We start from the raw sequence: 25,219 nt of genomic DNA, 5'->3' as shown, positions 1-25,219 counted from the left end.
CCCTTCTACATCACAGGCAAAAGAAAAAGCCGACTTTTTAACCTGTCTTAAAAAGTTTTTTTGGTCTTCTACTTGGTAGCCATGAAAGAGGGTGTAATCTGACGGTTTTAGAAAAAATTTTTGACAATAAAAATCTCCTAAGCATTCATTAGGCATTTGCCTTGAATGAATAGCAAAGGAGACTTTTTTAATCTGCTATATTCCGGAGTGGCTAGCTCTTTATATCGTTGATATACTCACAGAATCGTGATAATATTTAACTATTAAAATAAGGAGGGAATTATGGCTGTTAGTTATAAAAAACTATTACATCGCATGATTGAAGAAGATATTTCCAATCAGGACTTAATGAGAATGAGCAATATTTCCGCCAACATTATTACGAAACTACGCACTGGGCAATATATATCACTGGAAAAAGTGGAAGGTATCTGCACAGCTTTACACTGCACGCCCAACGATATTTTGGAATTTATAGCGGAGGATGAAAAGTAATGGCTAATAATCAAAAACTGGAACTTACGTGGCTTGGTAAGGATAAAGAAATCAAAATAGAGCCTAGGATTCTAGTTGAGGATAAAGAAAAATCAAACTGCAAAAATGATCCTAATACAGAAAACATGCTCATACATGGAGATAACCTACTCGCACTAAAAGCGTTAGAAAACAAATATGCAGGTAACCGCGATCACTTCTTCATATTTGAAGTAAGTACCGTAGATGAGAATCCGCTAATCTATCATTATACATATAAGAAAACTACAATATATTTAGCAGAAAAATAGGAGCAGTTCAATTGACTGTTCCTATTTTTAATATTCATAAAATCTAAAGTCTTTATACTCTTTAACAATGGAGTCGCCAACCAGAACAGACTATACTGACCAGCGACTACCTTAAATTTAATGTTTCAGATTTATTTTCTTATCTCTAATTTCATAAACTACATCTGCTACATTTTCGAGTAATCGTTTATCGTGGGTGATAAACACGATAGTTCCGGTGTACTCCTTCATTAGTATTTCCAAAGCCTCTAAACTTGGTATGTCAAGGAAGTTACTGGGTTCATCCATTATTAGGATGTTATATCTACCCATGAGCATTTTAGCAAGCAACAATTTTATAATTTCTCCACCGCTTAAAACAGATAAACTTTTTCCAATATCGTTCTGTTTGAACCCCATAGATGCTAGCACTGAACGAATTTCTGATATATTGTAGTCACAATCCTTCTGCATAAACTCCATAACATTCTGATTACTGTTGTACTTGTAACCATTCTGTGCAAAGTAACCTATTTTTGCCTTAGGCGAAATAGAAATTCCTTCTTCATGGTTTAAGATCATTTGGATTAAAGTTGTTTTTCCGATTCCATTACCACCAGTTAACGCCACTTTTGCTCCTAACGGAATTTGAAAAGATGCATTTTCAAACAGAGCCTTATCCCCAAATACTTTATTAATTTCTGCACCGACTATAGGGTATGGATTATGGAGCTCCAATGCTTTACTTTGCCTGAAACGAATTCTGCGAATGCCTTCCGGAGCTTCTACTTTTCCTAAGGCCGCAATCCTGTGCTCTAGGGTTTTAGCAGCATTATACATCTTTTTTTCCTTACTTCCTATTGATTTTTGATGAGCTAAACGCCCTCCGTCTTCAGTACTTTTTTTCTTTGAAGAACCTTTTGCCTTCTGTTCTATTTTACGAGCCTGTTTTCGCTTTTCCTCCGCAGCCCTTTCCAATCGGGCACGTTCCGCAATAAATTGTTCGTATTCTGCAGCTTGGCTCTTACGTTCTTCCTCTTTCTGACGAAGATAATCAGAATAGTTTCCCCAATACTCAGTGATTTTGCCATCTTTCAGTTCCCATATTTTATCTACTATTTCATCAAGAAAATAGCGGTCATGGCTAATAACTAACAGTGCACCTGTAAAATATTTTAGCTGTCCTATTAGAAAATCAATTCCTTCACGGTCTAAATGGCTCGTAGGTTCATCCGCTAAAATACCATGAACCTGTGCCGATAAGGCCTGTGCTATTTTAAGCCTTGTTTCTTCACCACCGCTCATAGTCTGTATATTTAATTGCTCAACACCTAGCTTGCCTACAAGTGCAAAATCTTTTTCCTCCTGCAGAGTTACTTCGTCCAACTGGGGAATATAGGCAAGTTCACCCAGACGATTCATTTTACATCCTGGGGGAGTTAATTCTCCTAAAAGTACCCTGAGTAAAGTGCTTTTTCCAGCACCATTTGCTCCTACTAAACCAATACGGTCATAATCATATACTTCTAATTCATTTATATCTAAAACATCGCGTCCTTTGAATTCCACACGAATGTCTTTTGCTTTTAATATTAATTCCATAACATTTCCTCCTGTCTATAATCGCATGCTTTCATTTGCTTGTATGCAGGGAAAACCCTGCGATTTTAGCAGGAAGAGTTACATGAAAATAAGATACATAAATATTCCTCCAATATTGTTTATTTTAAATCTAATTTTCTAACCTCAGTTATCATTTGGCAAACTATAGCAATGCCAATAATTAAAATACCTGATAGTAAAAACCAATGATTTACACCGATTTTATCAGCAAAGAATCCAGAAAGAATTAACCCAATTGGCATAGCAAGTGACATGATACTTCCGATCAAAGAAAATACACGTCCTAAATATTCAGGCTTAATTTTCTCCTGAAAAAGAGCTGTTTGCACACCGCTATAAAATGGCACCGAAAGCCCCATTATTGCACAGCAAACTACGAATATTACAAATCCATTTTGCAGGATGGCACTAGTGATTAATGATACTGCTTGCCCTGCCCATATTGCATAAAATTTTCGTTTCCAATTGTTGTATTTTTCCATTTATATTATCTCCTGCATATTATTTTGCTTGAATTTCTATTTTGAATAGCATTCTAGGCAATAAAAAATGCAGGCCAAACCCCACAATGTGGCTTTTGGTCTGCATACATACAATTTGGAAACATTCATATTAAAGACATAGTTAAATAAAGGTATAGTTAAATAACCAATATCCTCACCGTAACTAATGAATGCTCAATATCGTATAAATAAGCACAACAAAAAAGCCTATCATCGGGTATAGATTCTGCTTTTTTTATTGCCAGCTTATCTTAAACGCATTGAGGCTGTCATAGTTTCGGTTCCTCCTACATCTTTGTTTATATCAATTTATAGTATAACACAACAAGATGATATGTTCAATATAAAAGTTATGGAATGAGACTCATACTTCCAATTCGATGCCAGATTTAAAGGATATGACGAAGTTTTCTTCATAGACTGTAACGCTCTGGATTATCTTCCTTAGTAGCAAGCGATTAGCTTTCACAAAATCTTCTGTTTGTAGTTTTAAAAATTCATCAGGATTTTCTAACTCAACCTCAAAATATTTCATTTTACATTCCCTCATTTCATTTATTGATAAATTGAGTTTGCAAAAAAGAGTGGACAATTTTTGTCTACTCTTAACCTTTAAAATAGTTTTTTTTTTAATCGATTTGAAGTTGCCTAAATTATTACTTATTCGGTAAAATGAAGTATTGCTTTCAACAGATTTCCTTCAACTACACTTCACTTGATTCAAACAAGGTGGGTACATTTCTATTCCCACAAACTCCTTGTCAATGGAAACAAACACGTACCCACAGGGTAAATGGAAATAGAAACTGATAATTTCTAGCTATCACTTCTACTCATTCCAAAAATTTTCTCACTCTGATACTTACCCACCATAAAGCAAAAAGCCTTGCAATCAAGGCTTTCATTATCCCTTTCGTTCAAAGGTTTCTAAGCTTTTACGAGCAGAGCGACACACTCAGCGGTTCGCTATCTCCGTTCTGTCTGCGTGCTAGCACTTGTCAATCACGGACAGCTATCGCATGGGCGGAAGTAAATGCTAATCTTCGTCGTTTTACTCCTTGACTAGCAAACTTACCGCCTCAACATGCTACGTTTGTAGGTTTCACAGGAACTCCTATTGCCGAAACATATCAGACCTTTGGTCAGGAAATTGATAGATACACTATGGATCAGGCGGTCGCAGATGGACTAACTGTTTCTATTAAGTATCATCCTCGTATTGCCAAGGTGTTACTTGATAAGACCAAAGCTAAAGAAATTGAAAATTACTATAAAAAGTGTGCCGATGATGGTGCAACGTATGATGATATTGAAGCCAGTAAACGTGCAATGAGTTCTATGGAAGTTATCCTTGGCGAGCCTTCTCGCTTGGAGAGGCTTGCTATAGATATTCATGACCATTATATTTCATCTTGTGATAGTGACCCAGATAGAATTCAGAAAGCAATGATTGTCTGCTCTAGCAGAAAAATTGCATATTCACTTCTTTTGAAATTCAAGGATAAATATCCGGAATGGTTTGAAGAAAAGAAAACTCCTGACGGAGTTACTGCAACAGATGAAGAACTTAAAGAATTAAAGCCTATGCCATTTATGGCTATGGTATCGAGTGTTGGAAGTAATGATGAAGCTGAGATGTATAACTATCTTGGTGGAGTTAAAAATGATAAACGTTGCGAAGAACTGGATGCAGCCTTTAAACAGGAAAAGTCTAATTTCCATATTGTTATCGTAGTTGATATGTGGATTACGGGATTTGATGTTCCGTCACTTACATATTTATATAACGATAAGCCTTTGAAGAAGCACTTGCTGATTCAAACTATCAGTCGTGTAAACAGAAAATATCCCGGCAAAGAATATGGTATGGTTATCGACTATATTGGCATTCGCGATAATATGCGTGAGGCCATGAAGGTTTACGGTGGTGATACATCAGTTGCTCCCACATCGGATGACGTTGAGCAGGCTACCTCTGCATTCAGGGAGGAGATTGAAATACTTAAAGCACTGTTTACAGATTATGACTTAGCTCCATTCCTTAATACGAAATGTGACCCTGTTGAAAGATATAAATTACTTTCCAAAGCGGCTGAGTATGTCTTTACATCAGCACAGGTCTTGCAGACAGAAGGAAACGGAAAAACTAATCAGGTCTCATTTAAGACATATTTCTTAAAGTCTGTTAAGAGAATGAGAAGTGCTTTTGATATTTGCCAACCTTCTGGAAATCTGGGCGAAGAAGAATCTGCGCTTGCACAGTGCTTTATGGCTATAGCAGGCTTCGTTCGTAAAATGAGTGGAACCAGCGATGTTGATGCTGAAACTATGAATCTTGTGGTATCAAAGATGGTTGAAGAGGCATTAAAATACAATAAGGTAGAAAGTGTTCTTGAAAGTGGCGAGGAAGAAGATATCTTCTCTCCTGAATACTTTGAAAAATTATCAGATGTAGAAATGCCTGCTACAAAGTTAGAATTACTTATCAAAATGCTCCGTAAGCAAATAAAGGAATATGGCAGGGTTAACCAATTAGCAGCGAAATCTTTCCAAGAAATGATTGAAAAGACTATTGATGAGTACCATGAAAGACGTAAGCACCTTACTGCTGAAGAAGCCGGGGCAACACAGGAAGCTGCCTCAGAAGATATTATTAAGGCTGCAACTGAACAAGCTTTAGTGATACTTCGTCAGATGAACGAAAATCGTGAGAGTTTCCGTAAAATAGGATTAACCTTTGAAGAAAAGGCATTCTATGATATTTTGATTGCTCTTCGTGACCAGTATAAGTTTGAATATGGCATTGACAAAGAAGTTAACGGTGTTGTGATAAACGATAAATGCAAGACACTTGCTAAAAAAGTTAAGGAAATAATAGATACCGAGTCTTCATTTGTGGACTGGCTCAACAATCAGAATGTGCGTAATCAGTTAAAATTGAAGATAAAGATTTGTTTGGTTAAGAACGGCTATCCGCCACAGTATAGTCCTGAAGTGTTCACAAAGGTGATGGAGCAGGTAGAAAATTTTGAGGAGCATTCTGAAACAACTTCAGAAAGTTAGATTATTCCTTTTCCTTATTGCTTCTATGTGAAGAACTATGATGTTTGCTGAGAATAGTGCCCTATATGGTAGAAAGAAGGATGGTGAATAACATGGGAAGTATTGTTTTAGAATTACAGAATGAAATTGTGTCATCAAATTGCGATGTTGTTAATATATTACGCAAAGCACATTTGATTGCATCAAAATTAAAGCTTGCTGATTTTGATCAATGGATTCAACACGAATTAAATGGTTATCCTGACCCAGAATCTTGCCCTGAGTATAGAAAGGTTCGTGGAAGTTTAAAAACTTTCAATCCTTATCGCGGTTGGATTCCAACCTCAATACAGGATAATGAATACGAAAAAAAGATTTGTGAAAGAAAGTTAGTAAATTCAATTTCTGAAATCATTTCTTTATGTCAGTCCTCAGGAAATGTATTAACTTTAGATTTTTCAGGCGAACAACTTGCATTGTTTGATAAAATGGCTGATTCGCTACTTCCAATGGATTATGCATTACATGTACCTACAACTGCAGTTAAAGACATTGAAGAAAAAGTCAAAAATACTATTTTAGAATGGACATTGAAATTAGAATCGGAAGGTATTGTAGGGGAAAATATGGTTTTCTCTGAGACTGAAAAAGAATCCGCAGTGAACATGCCGCAAACCGTGAATAATTATTACGGGAATACAAGTGTGATCAATTCGCCATCCGATAATGTACAGATAGTGTCTGGAAGTGAGAATACAGTTACATTTTCCTATGATAAAGTTAAGGATGTAGTTGATGCCGTTGAAAAAAGTATTAGTGAATCTGATTTATCAAAAGAGGATATAGAAACCGCAACAGAATTATTAGCTGACATCAAATTAAAAATTGAAGAAGAGAAGAAACCGCATATTTTAAAATCAGCATTGGTTGGACTAAAAGACTTTTTAATTAATACAGGTGCCAGCGTTACTGCAGTGTTAATACAAGCTCAAATACAAGGTTTGTTCTAAAAATCTCAAATACTATTTCGGTATCTGAGTATAAGAAAACGGCCACACAGAGTATCTCTACTCTTGTATGGTCGTTTTATTTCTTATGTTCCCGCTTAAAGGCTTTCAGTTGGTTTTCTTTTAATCCCTTACTGAACACTCCTTTTGCTCTGGGTTTTTGTGTTGTTGTTATACTTTAAAGAAAGTGAAAAACAAATAAAATGAAAAACAAATAACATAAGGAAGGCTGCTGCTAATGGAAAAACGCAATTTGCAAATGGTAGACAGTAAAAAACCTGGTAAGTGTTTGAACTATGTTTTTACATGTTTACGATTAAGTCTTATTGCTTTTTTTGTTGCAGTTATGGCTGGAGTTGGTGCAGTATTATTAACTCTGTTACTACATGCTGTGCAAAATGTAATGTTCGGATTTTCAGAATCTGCTCTTAAACCTTCGCCAGTTGGATTGCCAGTATTGCATTATGTTGCTGTTGTATTAATTGTGATGTCTGTTGCTGCAATTATTTGGATGTGGTTATGGACAAAATCTTCTAATCGTATTGTCGATATAGCTCATGCTGTTAGTGGCCAATCGATGCCATTTAATACGACGATTATCCATGTATGTTTACAAATTTTTATAGTTGCTTCTGGCGCAAGTTTAGGTAGAGAAGTTGCGCCTCGAGAATTGGCTGCAATGCTTACTCAGAAGTTACTCTGCTTTATTCGAGTCAGTGAATTTCAAGCTCGCGTTTTGGTTGCAAGTGCTGCTGGTGCTGGTTTAGCTGGAGTTTATCGCGCTCCAATAGCGGGTGCGATTATGGCACTAGGTTTGGTTGCAATTCCACGTTTTTCTCACGAATCGAAATCTTCTTTAAAGCGTTTGAAATGGTATTGGCTTATACAAAAATTTGGTATTTTTGCTATTGCGTTATGTATAAGTGAAATTGCATCATTGACTACTATTTTTGTGCTTGGGGATGAACCTTACTATTGTTTGCCAAGTCTTAATGACATCCATATTGTCAACACTACTGTGTTGCTGCTTGCAATTATAGTTGGCATTGCTTGCGGTATTGTGGGTATTCTTTTCCATAAGATGATTCGTTGGGCTCGCTCTAAGTGTGCTCACAATTACCAAATCTTATATTTTTTGCCATTAATGGGCTTAGTAACGGGATTAGTTGCATCGTGGAATCCAGCAATTATGGGCAATGGCAGAGCTTTAGCACAATACGCATATAATATTGCAAAAACAAGTATTGCAATTGACAAAAACTCTTTGGTAACTTTGCTTCTACTATTTGTTGCAAAAATAATTTTAACAAGTTGCACTCTTCGAGCTGGCGCAAGTGGTGGTGTGCTTCAGCCGAGTATGTCGTCTGGGGCTTGCGTAGGGCTGATCGTAGGTTTTATAAGTATGAACATTCCAGTTGTTGGTGGCATGTTATCAAGTCAGCCAAAATTATTGATAATAGCTGCTATTTTTGGCGCTGCAAGTCTGCTAACTGCAAGCCGAAAGTCATTGTGGTTTGCGCTTTTTTTGGTAGCGCAATTAGTGAATGTGCCTATGATTATGATTATTCCGATGGCTGTTTCTTGTGCTGTATCTAGAAGCATAGCGATAATACCAAAAATTTTTATGCGCAAATAATGTTTGAATTTTTAGTATGGAAAATACAATATGTGCAAAATAAATGCGCCTATGCTAGTTCAGTATTAGCAAAGGCGCATTTGTTATTAGTAAATATTTTTTAGTTATGTTGGTTATTTTAGTTATTTTTTAATTAATTATTAGAACTGAATTCTTTATCTGCGATAAAAGTTCCATCATCGTTTGAGAAGGAGAAATGTATGCGTATTGGTGCAATAATTTTTTCTTTCATTTCATCCGATGCTGATTGTGGCATCAAGTTCGAGAGGCTATCGCCGTATGTTTGCATTCCAGTCTTTAACGCTGTAATTTCTAAATCAGATAGGTGCCTTTTGAACTTTGCATTTATATTGAGCTGATCACCTTTAGTGTCAAACGTTATGTTGAATGGTGAGCTGCTAGTGGCATCATTAAATCCATTAGTGAGTTTTTTAGCTTCTTCTGGATGGCAATGTACGTATTCTTCAATATTTGCGCTTTTTGGTGCAGCGCAATTGTAATGCGGTTTAAGATTAGTTGAAATTACGTAGCCACCTACTGCAACTATTGCTACTACTATGACAACAATAAGCCAAATGTATTTTGACTTATGAGCACTTGTATTTGTTGCATTTGGATAAGCGTTTGCAGGATAGTTGTTGACTGGTTGTTGATTATTCTGATATAAGTTTGGTTGGTAACCATTATTTGGATTTACATTATTAGGGTAATTGTTGTTCTGGTATCCGTTATTTGGGTATCCGTTGTTCTGGTACCCATTGTTTCCATAACCATTGTTTGGGTATCCGTTATTTGGATTTACATTATTTGGGTATGTATTATTTTGGTAACCATTATTTGGATACTCGTTATTTGGCATCGGAGCAGGCGAGTAGTTGTTGTCTGGCAATTGGTTAGGATCCATAATTACTCCTTATAATGAATTGATAATCCAATAAAAATATACTCAATAATGCATACTAACGTGAGGTAATAAGTAAAAATTACATCTGTTGATATGAATAAAATTTTAGAAATTTGGCGTAAAACATTCAATTCAAATCATATTCGCAATATTTTCTATGCGGTCATGCGCACAAGGTAGTGTAGAAATAATTACGTGGTAACAAGGAGATATAGTGACTGAGCTTTTTACAGCTTCTCCTGTGATGGAACAGGCTGAAGCGCCTACATCAACTGATTCTATTTTTAATCGGTTGCTAAAAGATCGCATTATTTGGTTGGGATCTGAAGTAAAAGACGAGAATGCCAATGTTATTTGCGCGCAAATGTTAATGCTTGCTGCGGAAGATCCTAAGAAGGATATTTGGTTGTATATTAATTCGCCTGGAGGTTCAATTACTGCTGGTATGGCAATTTACGATACTATGCAATTAATTGAGCCAGATGTTGCAACTATTGCTGTTGGCATGGCTGCATCTATGGGTCAGTTCTTGCTTAGTTCTGGCACTCCTGGTAAGCGTTATATTACCTCACATGCTCGTGTGCTTATGCATCAACCTTCTGGCGGTGTCGGTGGCACTGCTACGGATGTGCGAATTAACGCAGAGCTTATTATGGATATGAAAAAAACGCTTTCTGAATTGACTGCAAAGCAGACTGGTCATACGGTAGAGGAAATTTACCGAGATAACGAATACGATCACTGGTTTACAGCTCAGCAAGCTTTGGAGTATGGTTTCGTAGATAAAATTGTGACCACTCCTGCTTCTATGCGCGGTGAGGAGTAATTATGGCAAGTGAAGAAGCAAAGTTTGTTGCGCGTGCTGAGCGTTTAGCTGGTTTTGGCGGCGTTACTTCTGCTCAGCGCATTACTAATCGTTACGTGTTGCCTCAATTTGGCGAGCAAACTCCATATGGCATGAAAACGCAAGATCCTTACACTAAGCTGTTTGAAGATCGCATTATTTTCATGGGTGTGCAAGTAGATGACACTTCTGCTGACGACATTATGGCTCAGTTGCTTGTTTTAGAAAGCATGGATTCTGATCGCGATGTGATGATGTACATTAATTCACCTGGCGGTTCGATGACTGCTATGACTGCGATTTATGACACAATGCAATACATTAATCCAGATGTTCAAACTGTTTGCTTAGGTCAGGCTGCTTCTGCTGCTGCTATTATTCTTGCTGCTGGAGCTGCTGGTAAGCGCATGATTTTGCCAAATGCTCGTGTGCTTATCCATCAGCCTGCAATGGGTCAAGATTTTGGTAAAGCTACTGAAATTGAGCTTCAAGCTAAGGAAATGTTGCGTTTGCGTTCTTGGTTAGAATCAACTCTTGCAAAGCATACTGGTCAAGATATTGAGCGCATCCGTAAAGATATTGAAGTGGATACTATTTTGACTGCTCCAGAAGCTAAAGCTTATGGAATGGTTGACGAAGTGCTTGAGCGCAGAGCATAATTCAATCTTTACAACTTAGCGAGTATTTATCAATTCTTGCATTTCTTAACAACAAACCCCGGTCGACACGCCGGGGTTTGTGTTTTAGCGCGGATGGTTGTATATTAGTCAAGTTGCCGGAAACAAGGACATGGTTCTTGAGGCTGGAAACATGCGCCAGTAGCCCAACGGATTAGAGCATCTGACTACGGATCAGAAGGTTGCAGGTTCGAATCCTGTCTGGCGCACAAACAAAACGCGAAGCTTTTGCTCCGCGTTTTTTTAATTCGTATGCAACTCGCTCGGTTTATGCCTCTCAGTTATACTTAAAAGTGCGAATCACATATTTTGCACTATAAAACGTTATAAACGTTATAAATGCATTTAGTGGAGGAAATATTTACAATATGATACGACGCAGTTGGAGAGTAGCACGCAATATTGCAAATAATGAGCGAATTTCTGGCTTAATTATGCTTGGTTTCGCTCTTACCGGCTTATTGCTTGCAAATATTCCTTTAACCGCACCAATATTTGAAGCCGTATCGCATACTCATGTAGGCATTCCGTGGACGAATATACACATGTCGATTGGTCACTGGGTACAAGATGGCGTGCTTACTATTTTCTTCCTTTCGGTTGGTTTAGATTTAAAACATGAGCTTATTGCTGGTTCGCTTTCTGACCCTCGCGCAGCTGCAATGCCAATGATTTGTGCTGTTGGTGGAATGATTGTGCCTCCTTTGCTGTTTGTTGCTACAGTAACTGTATTTTCTGAATTGCATGCTGGGCAGGAGATTATGCGTCTTACTTCTGGCGCTTTACCTTCGCTTGATATGGTTCGTGACGGGTGGGCAATACCTACAGCAACGGATATAGCTTTCTCTCTTGCTGTTCTTGCTTTATTTGCAAAAACTTTGCCACACGCTTTGCGCGCATTTCTTATGACTCTTGCTACAGTAGACGATTTGCTTGGAATAGCACTTATTGCTGTCTTCTTCTCGTCTCTTAACGCATGGTATTGGTTTGCTGGAGTAATTGCTTGCGGTTTGGTTTGGACTACTTTAGTGCGTTTGAAGCGCGTTCCATGGCCGTTGGTTGCAATAGTAGGAATTATGGCTTGGATTATGATGTATGAAGCTGGCGTGCATCCAACTTTAGCTGGAGTAATGGTGGGTTTGCTAACTCCGGCGCATTTAGTTCATGGTGAAAAAACGCTTCGGGCTGAACGCTATCGTGAAAAAATTCAGCCTGTTTCTGCGTTATTGGCTCTTCCAATTTTCGCTCTTTTCGCTACAGGAGTGCATTTTGAAACATTGACTTGGGAGTTGTTCTTCTCGCCAATTTTGATTGCCATCACTATTGCTCTTGTTGTTGGTAAACCTGTTGGAATTATGGCAACTGCTTGGATATCAAAGCGTGTTCTAGGTTTGAAAGTTCCTGATGGTCTTCGCGTAGTAGACTTAATGCCTACAGCATGTGCGTGTGGAATTGGTTTCACTGTTTCTCTTCTTATTGCCTCGCTTGCGTATTCTGACGCAGATTTGTCTGCTGAAGCACGTTTTGGCGTTCTTGTTGCTTCTATTATTGCTGCAGGAGTTTCTGGCTTCTTACTTTCTATGCAAGCAAAGCATATGGAAGAAGAATTAGATGAAGTTGAAGACTAGTTTTAATTATTATTTTCAATATATTTGAAAGTAAATTTCTAGGAGAAATCATGTTTAATAGTAATAAAGAAGATTTTTCAGTAGATGTTCCACCTTGGAATAACACGTATCATCGTGGTTCTGTTGTGATGCGCGGTTCTATGATTCCTAAGGAGAGCACTACAGAGACGCTTCTTCGTAACGATAACAATCAGCAGCTTGTTTCTGGAGTTGGTGTAGAAGTAGATAAGAGATGGGATTGGCGTAGCGCGGATCCATGGCGTGCGCTTCGTATTCAAGCTGAGTTTGTTGATGGTTTTGACGCGCTCGCATCGTTAGGTAAAGCTGTTAGTATTTTTGGTTCTGCTCGAATAAAAGAAGATGATCCTGAGTATTCTTTAGCTCGTACTATGGGTTCAGAGCTTGTAAAACGCGGTTTTGCTGTTATTACAGGTGGCGGTCCTGGAATTATGGAAGCTGCAAACCGTGGAGCTGCAGAAGCTGGTGGTACGTCTGTAGGATTGGGGATTGAGCTTCCTCATGAGCAGGGTTTGAATAAGTGGATTAATCTTGGCATGCAATTTCGGTATTTTTTCGTGCGTAAAACAATGTTTATGAAGTATTCTTCTGGAATTATTGTGTGCCCTGGCGGTTTTGGCACGATGGATGAAATGTTTGAAGCTTTGACTTTAGTGCAAACGCATAAAGTTGCGCGCGTGCCTGTTGTTCTTTTCGGTACTTCGTATTGGAATGGTTTGATTGACTGGCTGAAGTCTACAGTAACTCAACGAGGTTTTATTTCTTCACTCGATCCGCACTTATTTGCTGTCACAGACGACCCAATAGAGGCAGTGCGCATAGCATCTGGAATTGAATAATCTAAGAGTTTTTGCGCTCGTTTACAAGCGTTGTAAGCTGCCAAATTTCTTCGCCAATATCAATTCCGCGAGGGCACTGTCTTGAACATGCTCTAACTGACTGGCATGCGCTAATACCGTCACTGCTGTCTATTAGATCAAGGCGATGCTCTGTTGCATTGTCTCTGGAATCGTAAATAAAACGAGCCGCGTTAACCAATGCTGCAGGCCCAATAAAGGCTTCTCCGCCTGCATAAATTGGGCAAATTCCTTCGCAAGCACCGCACATAATGCAATTGCTCAAAAGCTCAAATTTTTTAAGTTCCTCAGGATGTTGCAAAAACTCAATAAGCTGGAGTTTCCCTTCAGTATTTCTCGTAGAAACGTTAGATGCCTGCAAATAAGGTTCTAAGCGTTTTATTTGCGAAATCATAGGCGAAATATCGCAAATAAGATCTCGTTGAACTGCAAATCCTGAAAGTGGAGCAAGCTCAATAACACCAAAAGTGCCATTTTGCAAAGTGGTAGTCTCTTTAGATTTTTGCTGTAAAGTTGGCGATTTTGTCGACTGTGAGGAGCTGCTAGTAGTGCCAGTTTTTCTAAAGCCTCGAGATTGCACGCTATTTGTGCTTTCAGGACGTGCGTTTGCACCAATAGTTGCACTGCATAGTAAGGTTGGCATGCCATTTACGTTTGCAGCGTCGGAACCGCAAACGCCGTGACCGCATGAGTAGCGGAAAGCTAAAGTTGGGTCGATTGTGCGTTTAATAGTCAGTAAACAGTCAAGAATAGTGTCAGTAGAATGAACGCGTAAACTGTAATCTTGAACCCAATGCTTACCTTGAATGCGTTTTGGAGAAGATTCGTAAGATTCACCGGATTCACTAGATATTCTGGATTCACTAGATTCGGAAGAATTATTTATGTTATTTTCTGAAGAATCTAGTTTTGCGAAAGGATTACTGCGCTTTCTGCGCGCAAAAGGACTTTCTCTGCGCTTGCGCTCTGTCTGTTTACTGTTTGCATCATCTTCAGATTTATTACATGGAGTAAAGCGTGAAATACGCAAAGTAACAAGCGCAGTGTTATCACCAAGCTCATTACTCATTGCAAACCTCCAATACGTACTGTTCTAGTTTGCCACAATACTTGCACAGAAACATTTTTTAGTACTTGGCGCATCCTCACGTTAGGCTTGAACTATGACTGACGCTTTATTTTTGCTTGATACTGATCACGATAATGCTCCTGTGCTTGCAGAAGGAATCGAAGAAGGGTGGACGATTGCGCTTCCATCTCAAGTAAAACGTCACGCTATATCTGCCATGCGACTATTAGAAGGCGATGCTTTGCAACTTTCTGACGGCAAAGGCTTGCGCATTCATGCAAAGGTGACGGATGTTGAAAATGGCTTAGTTCGTGTAGAAGCGTTTACTAGGGAAGCTCCGCGAATGACTAGACTTGCACTTGTTCAAGCTTTGGCAAAAACAGGGCACGATGAGCAAGCAATTGATATGGCTACGCAAATTGGCGTGGATGAAGTAATCCCTTGGTGCGCGGATCGTTCAATTGCAAAGTGGAAACCTGGTCGCACAGATAAGCGTTGGAGCCAAGTTTTACAGTCTGCCACAGAGCAATCTCGTCGTGCATGGATGCCTGAACTTCAAGAATGTGTTTCGAGCAAGCAAATAGTTGCAATATGTAGGCGTGCGTGCGTTTACGGAAATCTCGTAATTGTATTGCATCAAGACGCAACTGATTGCTGGAATCAAATAGAACAAGCAGTAAATACTCTTAGCGAGCGCTGTTTGGAGGATGGTAAAGAGCGTACTATTTACGTTTTAGTTGGGCCAGAAGGTGGTATTAGTGACGATGAAGTGTCAATGTTTATTGATGCTGGTGCTAAAAGCTGCGTTTTAGGCAGTAATATTCTTCGCGCATCTACTGCAGGACCTGTAGCTCTTTCTCTTCTTTCGCGTGCTTTAGGACGTTACGAATAATCGCATAAATCGTATCTAAAAGTGCTCATAATTGTGTAAAATAATAAGAAGAGTGTCGATTGCTTTTGGCTTAAGGCATTGATTTCATTTAGTAGCAAATAGGGGAGAAACCATGAGTGATATTACTTACAATACTGATGCTGATTGCATTTTTTGTAAAATTGTTGCTGGAGAAATACCGAGCAGCAGAGTTTATGAAGACGATTCGGTAGTTGCTTTTAAAGATATTAATCCGCAAGCAAAAGTGCATGTGCTGATTGTGCCGCGCAATCACTATAAGAATGTTGCTGAGCTTGCTAGTAAAGCTCCTGAAACTTTGGCTCATATTGCTGGTGTCGCACAAAAAATTGCTGATGATGAATTCAACGGTGATTATCGACTCGTATTTAATACTGGTATTGATGCTGGTCAAACAGTGTTTCATGTTCATGCTCACGTATTGACTGGTGAAAAACTTGTAGAAGGTAGCTTGTAAATCGTGACGAAAAGTACTACGCGTTTTGTGCAAATTCCTAGCGAATTAAGCTCGGTTGCAGTTTTAGGTGCTGCAGATGCTGGTTTGCGTGAAGTAGAACATGCTTTTCCAGAAGCAGATATTACTGTGCGAGGCAAAGATGTTCAAATTGTTGCTCGTTCAGCTAGAGCAGATGAAGATGCAGCTAAAGCTGAGTATGCGTTTAGGCGCATGATTGATGCAGCTTACGAACAACCTATGGATGCATACGAAGTAAGACGCATGCTTGAGCGTGATATTTTGCATAACGATGAACACAATGTGCGCATAAACCGTATCGGTCATGATGGTGGAGTGCTTGGAAATAGTATTATTTCTTCATCCTATGCAATTAATAATCCTGTTTCGCGCGCTGAAAATGAGTTTTCAAGAGATTCAAGTGAGCTGTTGCCTTCTAGCGAAGAAGCGCATCGCCGTGCTATGAGCAGAAGAGCTCGAATGAGTAAAGGCGTGATCACGTTTGCTGGAGGAAATCCTGTTCGTGCAAAAACTGCTGGGCAAACAGCGTACGTGCAAGCAATGGATTGCAATATTGTAACGTTTGGAATTGGTCCTGCTGGTACTGGAAAAACGTATTTAGCAGTTGCTAAAGCTGTTCGTGCATTGGAAGATGGAAGAGTTCGCAGAATTGTTCTTACTCGTCCTGCTGTTGAAGCTGGCGAAAACTTAGGATTCTTGCCTGGCACTTTAAACGATAAAGTTGATCCATATTTGCGCCCACTCTATGATGCGCTTTCTGATATGCTTGGATCTGCACAACTAAAACGCTATCTTGACGAGAATGTTGTTGAAGTTGCTCCTCTTGCTTATATGCGAGGTCGCACATTAAACGATGCTTTTGTTATTCTTGATGAAGCGCAAAATGCGACTGTTCAACAATTAAAAATGTTCCTAACTCGACTCGGTTTTAATACAACCATGGTGATTACAGGAGATAGCACGCAGGTTGATTTAGCAGTTGTGCGTTCTGGTCTTGTTTCTATTGAGAAGATTTTGGGCGAAGTTAAAGATATTGCTTTTGTGCATTTGCAAGCAGAAGACGTTGTGCGTCATGCTTTGGTTGGTCGTATTGTGGAAGCATACGAAAATTACGATGCAATGCTTGAGCGTAAAAAACGTGAACGTACTAAAGAATCTACTGAGAGGAATAACGGATAAATCATGAGCATTGAAGTCATGAATGAAACAGTGTGGAATATTGACGCTAAAATCTTCTCAGATCTTGGAATGTGGGTTCTTCAACAAATGAAAGTAAGTACGCATTCGGATTTATCGATTACTTTTGTTGATCCAGAGCCAATTGCCTGTTTACATGAACGTTGGATGAACCTAGAAGGCCCAACGGATGTTATGAGTTTCCCAATGGACGAGCTTACTCCTGGAAGCGATGAAAAAGTTTCTGAAGGAATGCTTGGCGACTTGGTGATTTGCCCATGGGTTGCTCAACAGCAGGCGCTCGCAGCTGGGCATAGTACTATGGAAGAAATGTTGTTGCTAACTATTCACGGCATTTTGCATTTGCTTGGCTACGATCACACTACTCCGGAAGAAGAAAAGCAAATGTTTGGTTTGCAACGTCAACTAATGCTTACTTTTTTCGCTGCTCGATCTGGAGAATTGTATGATGCAACTTTGCCAGAAGGTGCAGTAAACGAGCTTGAGCGTTACGATGCTGAGCATGAAGCGAGTAGCGTCAAAAATAAAAATAAAAAACAGCATTAAAGCGCATTAAGAGCATAATTATGGAATATATTAAGCAAATATTTTCTAGCATATCAGTTCCGCAATTGCCGTTGCATATCTGGATTGGCTTAGCTGCATTGCTTGTGCTGGCAATGCTGCTTGTATGGCTTTCGCTTGCTATGGCTGCTGCAGAAGGTGCAGTGCCTAGAGTTACTCGTGCAAGCTTAAATAATCTTATGATTGAAGCACAAACGCATGATGATGAAACTAGTGCCATAGTGCGTATGCGTCGAATTGCTAGAATCCATCGTGTAAAAAAACTGATTGCTGACCGTTATACAACTTCTGGAGCATGCGCTTTTGTGCGTGTGCTATGTAACGTTTTAGATGGAGTTTTGTTTGCTTCTTTAGCTGCATTTTTCGGCTCGCCTTTATGGGTAACTCTTATTATTGGTGTTGTTGTTTCAGTAGCTGTAGCTGTGATTTCTATTCTTGTTCGTCCACGTTCAGTTGGTGCGGCTCAACCTGTAGCAAAGTTGATGCGACTTTCTCGCATTGTGTCTATTGCTATTGCGATTAATCCTTTAGTGCATATTGCTAGCGATGTTGACGTCACTTCTAGGAAAAAGCATGTTGATCTTTCAGATGATGAAGCTTTGGAAGATATTCAGCTAGATCAAGCAAAGGCGAGTATTGATCGACTTGTTGAAGCGAATGATTTCGATCCGGAAGTTTCGGAAATGATGCGCAATGTGCTCACGCTTTCAGATACTTTGACTCGCGAAATAATGGTACCTAGAACCGATATGATTTGCGTAAAAAGTGACGAAACGCTGGAAAATTTCCTTAAATTATGCTCTCGTTCAGGATTTTCTCGAGTTCCCGTTATTGGAGATTCTGTAGATGATTTAGTAGGTGTTGCTTATTTGAAGGATGCTGTACGCGCTACTGTGTTTAATCCTGCAGCATCTTCTAGAGCAGTTGAAACAATTAGCCGAGACCCTATGCTTGTTCCTGAGTCGAAGCCGGTTGACGATTTATTCCATGAAATGCAACGAATTCGCCAGCATGTGGCAGTAGTGGTTGACGAATACGGCGGTATTGCAGGCTTGGTTACTATTGAGGATGCTATTGAGCAAATTGTTGGCGAGTTGGAAGATGAGCACGATCGCACTCAGCATGCAGATCCAGAAGAAATACGTGACGGCGTGTGGAAGATGCCTGCTCGAACGTCAATCGCAGATTTGGAAGATATTTTTGAAGTTCATATTGACGAAGACGATGTGGATACTGTGTTTGGTTTGCTTACGAAGTTGATTGGTAATGTGCCGATTGTTGGTTCCAGCGCTGTTACAAGAGGACTAAAATTAACTGCTGTAGATTCAGCTGGTAGGCGAAAGAAAGTATCTACTATTTTAGTAGAACGAGATGCACAAGTTTTGGAAGAGTCTAAGGATTCTAAGGATAATCAAAATGACATTAGCTCTTCCGAAAAATCTGCTGAAAGCAAACAAACCAATGCTTTGAAGCAAGCTAGTACTATGAAACAAACGAATATGCTGAAATAAAGAACTGGACGGTAAGAATAACGTGAATAATATTAACAACTTCGACGACACTGATGACTTCGACGACGAGATGTTTGCAAATCTAGACGCTTCAACTCGCGCAACGATTTCTACTCCTGATTTTCACGGTTATCGTTCCGGTTTCGTAGCTGTAGTTGGTAGACCAAACGTTGGTAAGTCTACGCTTATGAATGCTCTTATTGGTACGCAAATTGCTATTGCGTCGTCTCGTCCGGAAACTACGCGTAAAGCTATTCGAGGGATTGTTACTACCGATAATGCACAAATGGTGTTGGTTGATACTCCAGGTATTCACCGTCCTCGTACGCTTCTTGGTCAGCGTTTGAACGATATTGTTGACGAGTCACTTTCAGATGTTGACGCGATTGCATTTTTGCTTCCAGCAGACCAGGAGATTGGTCCTGGGGATAGGCGAATTCTGAGTCGACTTCGTTCTGATTTTGCTAAAAAAGATGAGAAGGGCAATTGGACTTGGAAAGTTCCGCTTATCGGTATTGTTACGAAAATTGATACGCTTAGCCGCAGCGAGTTAGTTGAGCATTTGCTTCAAATACAACAGTTTGCTGATTTTACGGATATCGTGCCGGTTAGTGCGTTGGAACGCGACAATGTTGACGAAGTTAAGAATGTTTTGATTCAAAACTTGCCTGAAGGTCCGCAAATGTATCCGGCGGATCAGCTTAGTGAGGAAAGCCCAGAAAGCATGATTTCGGAGCTTATTCGCGGCGCATTTTTGGAAGAGTTGGACGACGAGTTGCCTCATTCTTTAGCTGTTGTAGTTGACGATATTGTGTATCCGGGCGGTGGAGAGGATACTCAATACGACGACAATAAAGCGCATGTGCTTGTATCTGTTTATGTTGAGCGTGATTCTCAAAAGCCGATTATTATTGGCCATCGTGCGGAGCATTTAGTGCGCGTAAAGAAGCGTTTGCGCACGGCTGTAAATCGTATTACTGGCACAAAAGCTGTGCTTGAATTGCATGTGAAGGTTGCAAAAGGATGGCAGAGCGATCCTAAGAAGCTTGAGCGTTTGGGGTTCTAGTAGAGCATATTTACTTATTTTGTGACAATCTACTTAATAAGTAATAATGGTTTCTGTGGAAGTGATTATGAGAGTAACCTTACTCAAGTTGAAAACACAATTCTTTGCAAATAAGTTGTAATAAAAAGTGACGCAACGGTGAATGCCGCTGCGTCACTTCATTTTTGTTTGTTAATTAGATTTCAGCTTCTTACAGAAGTGTGTCAGGATCAACTACAGGGGTATCCGTAGTGCTAGATGCAGGTAAAGTAGTTGAAGCGTTGGAGCCGTTTAAGTCTCCGAAGTTGAAGTCTCCCAAGCTAGAGTCTCCGATGTTGGTTCCGCTGAAGTCGGTGGTGTTGCCTAAGCCGAAGTTGAAGTCTCCGATGTTGGTTCCGCTGAAGTCGGTGGTGTTGCCTAAGCCGAAGTTGAAGTCTCCGATGTTGGTTCCGCTGAAGTCGGTGGTGTTGCCTAAGCCGAAGTTGAAGTCTCCTAAGCCGAAGTTAGAAGAATTGATATCTCCTACACCAATATTGTAATCGGAATGGCTAAAGCTTGGATATTCTTCTGGAATATTGATATTTGGCATAACATCTGGTGTAACAGTATGATCTACTTCAGGATCTGACGGCACCGTGTGGTCAGGAACTGACGGTGTTGGTGTTTGGCTGGAAGATCCACCATTACCATTGATGTACCTGTCAATAAGTTGTTTGTATTGTTCGATTGTGAAAGGAGCGCTTTCTGTTGAAGCATCCCATGCTGCAATGCTACCGTACTCATTACTAATGTTTCCAGTAGTGAATCCCATTGAACCAAGTGAGCCGTTAATGAAGTTCAAATAGTGACCAACTTCGCCTTCTGGAGCCTCTTGTCCACGTGACTTGTATTCGTCGTAAACTTTCTTTTCGTCTGTAATCCACTGCTTCATTGCGCCAGTCATTGTTTCAGGTGTTGTGCCACCGGTGTATGAACCATCGCCGTAATCAGCCCAAGCCAAATTTTCATAAGTATTATAGTGACGAGCATGACCGATGTAGTTTGCAGAATAGAATGCATCGTTAATTGCATCAGCGGTTAATTGGAGGCTTACGCCCATAGGACTTAATCCTATGCTTTGGCGATAAGCATTAATTGCTTGCATATAAGATATTGCTTTGCTTAAGCGAGAAAGAGAATCTGGGTAAATATCTCCTTTTCCTAAAGTCACCTTTGAGTCGTACCAGCTTGGCTTATTTAATTGTCCGGTCAAAGTTTCGTAAGCTTTGCGAGCATCTTCGCGCTGTGCCGCAGTAAGAGAAGGATCGTTCATTGCAAATCTAAAAAGACCTGCGGCAGTCTTTTCTACACTGCTTTGTGAAGTTGTTGCGCCTTTTGTTAGTGGAGCTGATGCTACATTGTAAGTGACTTTATTGTTAGGAATGAGAACAGTAGGTTGTTTTAAATCAGTTTCGTTTGCATATGCACTATTGGCAGTAACTGCAAACATTGAGATAGAAGCCCCAGTTAAAATTACCGCTACGCTTGCGGCAGTAAGTTTCTTAGAAAAAGTATTTGAATAAACTTTTCTTTCAGATTTTATAGTTTTGTTTTTATTCATAATTGTTCTCTTTCTTGTAGGAAAAATTCCCTTGCACGCATAATTTTAATAAGTATGTGAAACATTTTAAATGTGTATTTTTTATGCAATTTACCCCGCATTTGTAGAGTTAAATATATTAACTTTCCAAATACGGGGTAAATTGTGTGCGTTCAGCTGAGTTAATTTAAACAAACTACTTTTTGCGCGTCGTATACATTTGTGTATTAAGTAAAGTAGTGTAGCGCTTAATAACTCGTGGACGAATAATCTTCATAGACGCAGTCATTAAGCCGTTTTCTTGCGTAAACTCTTCTGGCAAAATAATGAACTTTCGCACAGATTCTGCGCGTGACACGCCTTCATTGGCAAGATCTATAAATTTTTGCACTTCAGCACGAACGACAGCATTATTAGCAGCCTCTTCCATGCTCATAGTAGCGTCAAGACCCTTGAGTTTAAGCCAATTTCGTAAAGTTTCTTCGTCTAAAGTAACAAGTGCAGAAATAAACGGACGCTTATCTCCAAGAACGAGAGCCTGGGACACAAGTTCGCATCTCTTAATCATCTCTTCAATAGGTCCAGGAGCAACATTCTTACCGCCAGCAGTAATAATCAAATCCTTCTTACGTCCGGTAATATAAAGCATGCCATCGTCGTCAATTCGTCCCAAATCGCCTGTTGCATACCATCCGTCTTTAGTAAATGAAGTTTCTGTTGCTTCATCGTTTTTGTGATACTTATGGAATACGCAAGTGCCTTTAATTTGCACTTCTCCGTCGGATGCGATTCGCAAAGTAAAAGCTGGGAATGCAATGCCAACAGAACCTTCTCGGAATGGAACTCCAATAGGAGTAAACGCGCATGGTGCAGTAGTTTCTGTAAGACCATAACCTTCGTAGACAGGAACTCCTGCTCCGCGGAAGAATGAAAGCAATTCAGGATCTAGAGGAGCTCCACCTGCAACAATCCAGCGTGCGCGACCGCCAAGAGCTTGGCGAAGTGGACGATAAACAAGCGGATCGTAAGCAGTGCGGCGAGCTTTAGTAAGAGCCTTAGCGTCACCAAATTCCTGAACTTCCTTCATATACTGTTGAGCCGTCACAACAGCACCCTGGAAAGCCAAGCCTTTAGCACCGTGACCAGCCTTCTGCGAAGCTGCGTTATAAACCTTCTCAAGAACTCGAGGGACAACAATCATAACCGTAGGTTTTGCAACTTGCAAATCGGAAATCAAAGTAGGAATACCTTGAGCAATATAAATGCGCAACGTACTTGCAACAACAATATAGTTAATTGCTCTTGCAAAAGAGTGTGCTTGAGGAAGGAACAGAAGCACAGAGCCGTCTTTTTCGCTAAGCAAATTCGGCAAGTAAACAGGCAAATTCAACGCTGTAGTGCAATAGTGTTCGTGAGTCATTTCCACACCTTTAGGTGCAGCTGTGGAGCCAGAAGTGTAAACAATAGAGCACAAGTCTGTTTTCTTTACAGAATCAATGCGAGCATCTAGTTCCTCATCGCTAACAGCGTATCCGAAAGCTTGAAGTTCTGCTAAACCGCCTGTTTCAATGCAAATAATGCGTTCCAAACTTGGGCATTCTTCAATAGCTCCATCAGCTTTATCTCGCATGTCAGTTGTTTCAACAATAAGGAAACGCGAGTCGGAATTATTCACAATATTGCGAATTTGCTCAGCTGAATCCGTGTCATAAATAGTTGCAAGAACACCGCCGCAAGCCATAACTGCTGCGTCTGTTACATCCCACTCGTATGATGTTTTGCACATAAAAGCAACAGCGTCGCCTTTGCGCAATCCGTAGTGCATCAAACCTTTTGCGGCATCGCGTACTTCTTGAAGGAACTGATTAGCTGTTTTTGTGACCCACTTATCGTTTTCTTTATAAGTGTAAAGAGGATCGTCGCCCATACGTGCTGCGCGATCTGCGTATAAGTCATAAATGCTTGTGCCATCGTCAAGAGGTGCTGCGCTTTCGGTTTTTGTGGTCAGCAAGCCTGTTTCCGGATCGATAAACGTCGTTGTTGGCATTTGCGCACCCCACTCTTCTACGTGTGGAAGGCGTTGTTTTTGTGAAAGTAAAGTATTTGTGTTTTCTTGATCCGTATTAAGGTAGTCTGGTCCGCCTGCACGGTCATCGCTGACTGGGTGCGCGAAGTTACTGCCAATACGCAATGCTTTACGGGCAAGATTAAACGCTTGCTGTTGGAGTGCATTAAAAACGGACACATTTGCTCCTTCATTATGCCAAACGGCTTGCGGATTAAGCGCACATCATAGTATCATGCTATGCACTTACATACTATTAACTATAATAATCGTTTGTATGCTCAAGTAGCAGTTATATTCGATTTGATTAGTAATAATTTTGTATTTGCTATAAGTCGTAGCCTGTCGTTAGAATAGCAAAGTTGCTTTGGCGAGGGAATATGCCACTAGCTTGTGATTAGTTTGTTGGCAGAGTTCCGTTATCGACTGGGCTGATAGCCTCTTATGGTTTTCGGCGCGTCGGTGCGCCTGAAGCTGGATTAACAAACTAAACTATCCAGACCATAAGGAGACCGATATGGCTACAAAAATTACTCTTGAAGGCGAATTGCGCACTGAGTTTGGTAAGGGTGTTGCTCGTCGTTTGCGCGTAGCTAAGCTGATTCCAGCAAGCCTTTATGCTGGCGGTGCTGAACCAGTGCATGTTACTCTTCCAATGCGCGAGACCACTTTGGCTTTGCGTCACGCTAATGCTTTGTTCACTATTAAGTTTGGCGAGGAATCTCGCATTGCAGTTGTTAAGGATGTTCAGCGTAACCCTGTTAAGCGCATTGTAGAACACATTGACTTCTACGAAGTTAAGGCTGGCGAAAAGATTGACGTTGAAGTTCCAGTCTTCGTTGAAGGCACTCCAAAGGGTGCTGCAGTTGCATTCGTGGATGTCCAGGAGCTCAAGGTTCGCGCAGACGTTGCTAACTTGCCAGAGCGTTTGGTTGTTAACGTTGATGGTTTGACCGACGGTACCAAGGTGTTTGCTAAGGATGTCAAGCTTCCTCAGGGTGTTGAGCTCGATATGGATGGCGAAGAATCCGTGGTGAGCGTCACTGTTCCTGAAGATGCTGCTACAGCCGAAGCTGCTGCTCCAGCTGCTGATGCTGCTGCTGATGCTGCTCCTGCTGCCGCTCCAGCTGCAGAAGAAAAGTAAGTTATAAAATAAGTTAATGTATTTGATTACTAATTAACTTATAATTCATAACTTATAAAATAGTTTAAAATTTTAAGCCGCATAAGTCAGTTCTTATGCGGCTTTTTTCATATAAAATCAACAAATTTGCTAAATAATTTTTATTTTAAAGCATATT

At 40.1% G+C, this 25,219-nt stretch carries 22 protein-coding genes, 1 tRNA gene and 2 pseudogenes; 18 read left to right on the top strand and 7 right to left on the bottom strand.

Annotation, left to right across the window (positions count from 1 at the left end; all coding sequences use genetic code 11):
* Positions 1-282 precede the first annotated feature (282 nt).
* Complete coding sequence (locus HXT50_RS02280) at positions 283-495, top strand: helix-turn-helix domain-containing protein (RefSeq protein WP_004121956.1); 213 nt, start codon at positions 283-285, stop codon at positions 493-495.
* Positions 495-785 (top strand): DUF5960 family protein, encoded by a 291-nt coding sequence (locus tag HXT50_RS02275; RefSeq protein WP_004121959.1) that lies wholly within the window; start codon positions 495-497, stop codon positions 783-785. The genes HXT50_RS02280 and HXT50_RS02275 overlap by 1 nt, the downstream gene beginning before the upstream one ends.
* Positions 786-902: 117 nt before the next feature.
* Here the strand turns inward: HXT50_RS02275 and msr(D) are convergent, their stop codons facing one another.
* The 3 genes from msr(D) to HXT50_RS02260 form a co-directional block, all read right to left on the bottom strand.
* Complete coding sequence (gene msr(D) / locus HXT50_RS02270; RefSeq protein ID WP_000420313.1) at positions 903-2,366, bottom strand: ABC-F type ribosomal protection protein Msr(D); 1,464 nt, start codon at positions 2,364-2,366, stop codon at positions 903-905.
* Positions 2,367-2,485: 119 nt separating this feature from the next.
* Positions 2,486-2,869, bottom strand: a complete 384-nt coding sequence (locus HXT50_RS02265) for an MFS transporter (protein WP_421776969.1) — start codon at positions 2,867-2,869, stop codon at positions 2,486-2,488.
* Positions 2,870-3,254: 385 nt separating this feature from the next.
* Positions 3,255-3,425 (bottom strand): hypothetical protein, encoded by a 171-nt coding sequence (locus HXT50_RS02260; RefSeq protein WP_000873143.1) that lies wholly within the window; start codon positions 3,423-3,425, stop codon positions 3,255-3,257.
* A 557-nt stretch (positions 3,426-3,982) separates the two neighbouring features.
* Here HXT50_RS02260 and HXT50_RS02255 point away from each other — a divergent pair.
* The 4 genes and pseudogenes from HXT50_RS02255 to HXT50_RS02240 all read left to right on the top strand — a co-directional run.
* Positions 3,983-4,153 (top strand): annotated as a pseudogene (locus HXT50_RS02255) (hypothetical protein); the annotation flags it as partial.
* Positions 4,154-4,219: 66 nt separating this feature from the next.
* A complete protein-coding gene (locus HXT50_RS02250) occupies positions 4,220-5,953 on the top strand; it encodes a type I restriction enzyme endonuclease domain-containing protein (protein WP_306467725.1) in 1,734 nt (577 codons plus the stop codon).
* A 65-nt stretch (positions 5,954-6,018) separates the two neighbouring features.
* Positions 6,019-6,942: a hypothetical protein gene (locus HXT50_RS02245; RefSeq protein WP_020757464.1), complete on the top strand. Its 924-nt coding sequence runs from the start codon at positions 6,019-6,021 to the stop codon at positions 6,940-6,942.
* Between the two features lie 235 nt (positions 6,943-7,177).
* A complete protein-coding gene (locus HXT50_RS02240) occupies positions 7,178-8,575 on the top strand; it encodes a chloride channel protein (RefSeq protein WP_421776968.1) in 1,398 nt (465 codons plus the stop codon).
* Positions 8,576-8,708: 133 nt separating this feature from the next.
* Here the strand turns inward: HXT50_RS02240 and HXT50_RS02235 are convergent, their stop codons facing one another.
* On the bottom strand, positions 8,709-9,479 hold the full coding sequence (locus tag HXT50_RS02235) for a hypothetical protein (protein WP_064340609.1): 771 nt from the start codon (positions 9,477-9,479) through the stop codon (positions 8,709-8,711).
* A gap of 214 nt (positions 9,480-9,693) precedes the next feature.
* Between HXT50_RS02235 and HXT50_RS02230 the strand changes: the two genes are divergently transcribed.
* The 5 genes and pseudogenes from HXT50_RS02230 (at position 9,694) to HXT50_RS02210 (ending at position 13,485) form a co-directional block, all read left to right on the top strand.
* Positions 9,694-10,305: an ATP-dependent Clp protease proteolytic subunit gene (locus HXT50_RS02230; RefSeq protein WP_004106325.1), complete on the top strand. Its 612-nt coding sequence runs from the start codon at positions 9,694-9,696 to the stop codon at positions 10,303-10,305.
* A gap of 2 nt (positions 10,306-10,307) precedes the next feature.
* Positions 10,308-10,982, top strand: a complete 675-nt coding sequence (locus HXT50_RS02225; RefSeq protein ID WP_004106323.1) for an ATP-dependent Clp protease proteolytic subunit — start codon at positions 10,308-10,310, stop codon at positions 10,980-10,982.
* 153 nt (positions 10,983-11,135) lie between these two features.
* Positions 11,136-11,209, top strand: a tRNA-Arg gene (locus HXT50_RS02220).
* Between the two features lie 159 nt (positions 11,210-11,368).
* Positions 11,369-12,607: pseudogene (locus HXT50_RS02215) on the top strand (Na+/H+ antiporter NhaA); the annotation flags it as partial.
* 71 nt (positions 12,608-12,678) lie between these two features.
* Positions 12,679-13,485 carry a TIGR00730 family Rossman fold protein gene (locus HXT50_RS02210; RefSeq protein WP_174191566.1) on the top strand — a complete coding sequence of 269 codons (807 nt, stop codon included), beginning with the start codon at positions 12,679-12,681 and terminating at the stop codon, positions 13,483-13,485.
* A gap of 1 nt (position 13,486) precedes the next feature.
* On the opposite strand, the gene HXT50_RS02205 is transcribed toward HXT50_RS02210, so the two are convergent.
* Positions 13,487-14,572, bottom strand: coding sequence for a succinate dehydrogenase/fumarate reductase iron-sulfur subunit (locus tag HXT50_RS02205; protein ID WP_004119090.1), 1,086 nt, complete (start codon positions 14,570-14,572; stop codon positions 13,487-13,489).
* Positions 14,573-14,666: 94 nt separating this feature from the next.
* Here HXT50_RS02205 and HXT50_RS02200 point away from each other — a divergent pair, with 94 nt between their 5' ends.
* The 6 genes from HXT50_RS02200 to era all read left to right on the top strand — a co-directional run bounded on the left by HXT50_RS02200 (position 14,667) and on the right by era (position 20,295).
* Positions 14,667-15,464, top strand: coding sequence for a 16S rRNA (uracil(1498)-N(3))-methyltransferase (locus tag HXT50_RS02200; protein ID WP_174163855.1), 798 nt, complete (start codon positions 14,667-14,669; stop codon positions 15,462-15,464).
* 112 nt (positions 15,465-15,576) lie between these two features.
* Complete coding sequence (locus tag HXT50_RS02195; RefSeq protein ID WP_004106318.1) at positions 15,577-15,939, top strand: histidine triad nucleotide-binding protein; 363 nt, start codon at positions 15,577-15,579, stop codon at positions 15,937-15,939.
* Between the two features lie 3 nt (positions 15,940-15,942).
* A complete protein-coding gene (locus HXT50_RS02190; protein WP_174163857.1) occupies positions 15,943-17,136 on the top strand; it encodes a PhoH family protein in 1,194 nt (397 codons plus the stop codon).
* A 3-nt stretch (positions 17,137-17,139) separates the two neighbouring features.
* On the top strand, positions 17,140-17,700 hold the full coding sequence (gene ybeY, locus HXT50_RS02185; RefSeq protein WP_064340645.1) for an rRNA maturation RNase YbeY: 561 nt from the start codon (positions 17,140-17,142) through the stop codon (positions 17,698-17,700).
* A gap of 20 nt (positions 17,701-17,720) precedes the next feature.
* Complete coding sequence (locus HXT50_RS02180; RefSeq protein ID WP_004106315.1) at positions 17,721-19,229, top strand: hemolysin family protein; 1,509 nt, start codon at positions 17,721-17,723, stop codon at positions 19,227-19,229.
* Positions 19,230-19,299: 70 nt separating this feature from the next.
* Positions 19,300-20,295, top strand: coding sequence for a GTPase Era (gene era / locus HXT50_RS02175; protein WP_004119093.1), 996 nt, complete (start codon positions 19,300-19,302; stop codon positions 20,293-20,295).
* 190 nt (positions 20,296-20,485) lie between these two features.
* On the opposite strand, the gene HXT50_RS02170 is transcribed toward era, so the two are convergent.
* Together HXT50_RS02170 and HXT50_RS02165 are read right to left on the bottom strand one after the other, a co-directional pair.
* Positions 20,486-21,874 (bottom strand): CAP domain-containing protein, encoded by a 1,389-nt coding sequence (locus tag HXT50_RS02170; RefSeq protein ID WP_421776967.1) that lies wholly within the window; start codon positions 21,872-21,874, stop codon positions 20,486-20,488.
* Between the two features lie 175 nt (positions 21,875-22,049).
* Positions 22,050-24,098, bottom strand: coding sequence for an AMP-dependent synthetase/ligase (locus tag HXT50_RS02165; RefSeq protein ID WP_004106511.1), 2,049 nt, complete (start codon positions 24,096-24,098; stop codon positions 22,050-22,052).
* Between the two features lie 337 nt (positions 24,099-24,435).
* Here HXT50_RS02165 and HXT50_RS02160 point away from each other — a divergent pair, with 337 nt between their 5' ends.
* Positions 24,436-25,062, top strand: coding sequence for a 50S ribosomal protein L25/general stress protein Ctc (locus HXT50_RS02160; RefSeq protein ID WP_004106514.1), 627 nt, complete (start codon positions 24,436-24,438; stop codon positions 25,060-25,062).
* The last annotated feature ends 157 nt before the right edge of the window (positions 25,063-25,219 follow it).

The sequence above is a fragment of the Gardnerella sp. KA00243 genome, from assembly GCF_049244105.1.
GTDB lineage: Bacteria > Actinomycetota > Actinomycetes > Actinomycetales > Bifidobacteriaceae > Bifidobacterium > Bifidobacterium leopoldii.
The sequence above is the reverse complement of the archived record's forward strand: the minus strand, read 5'-3'. Positions and strand labels throughout refer to the sequence as shown.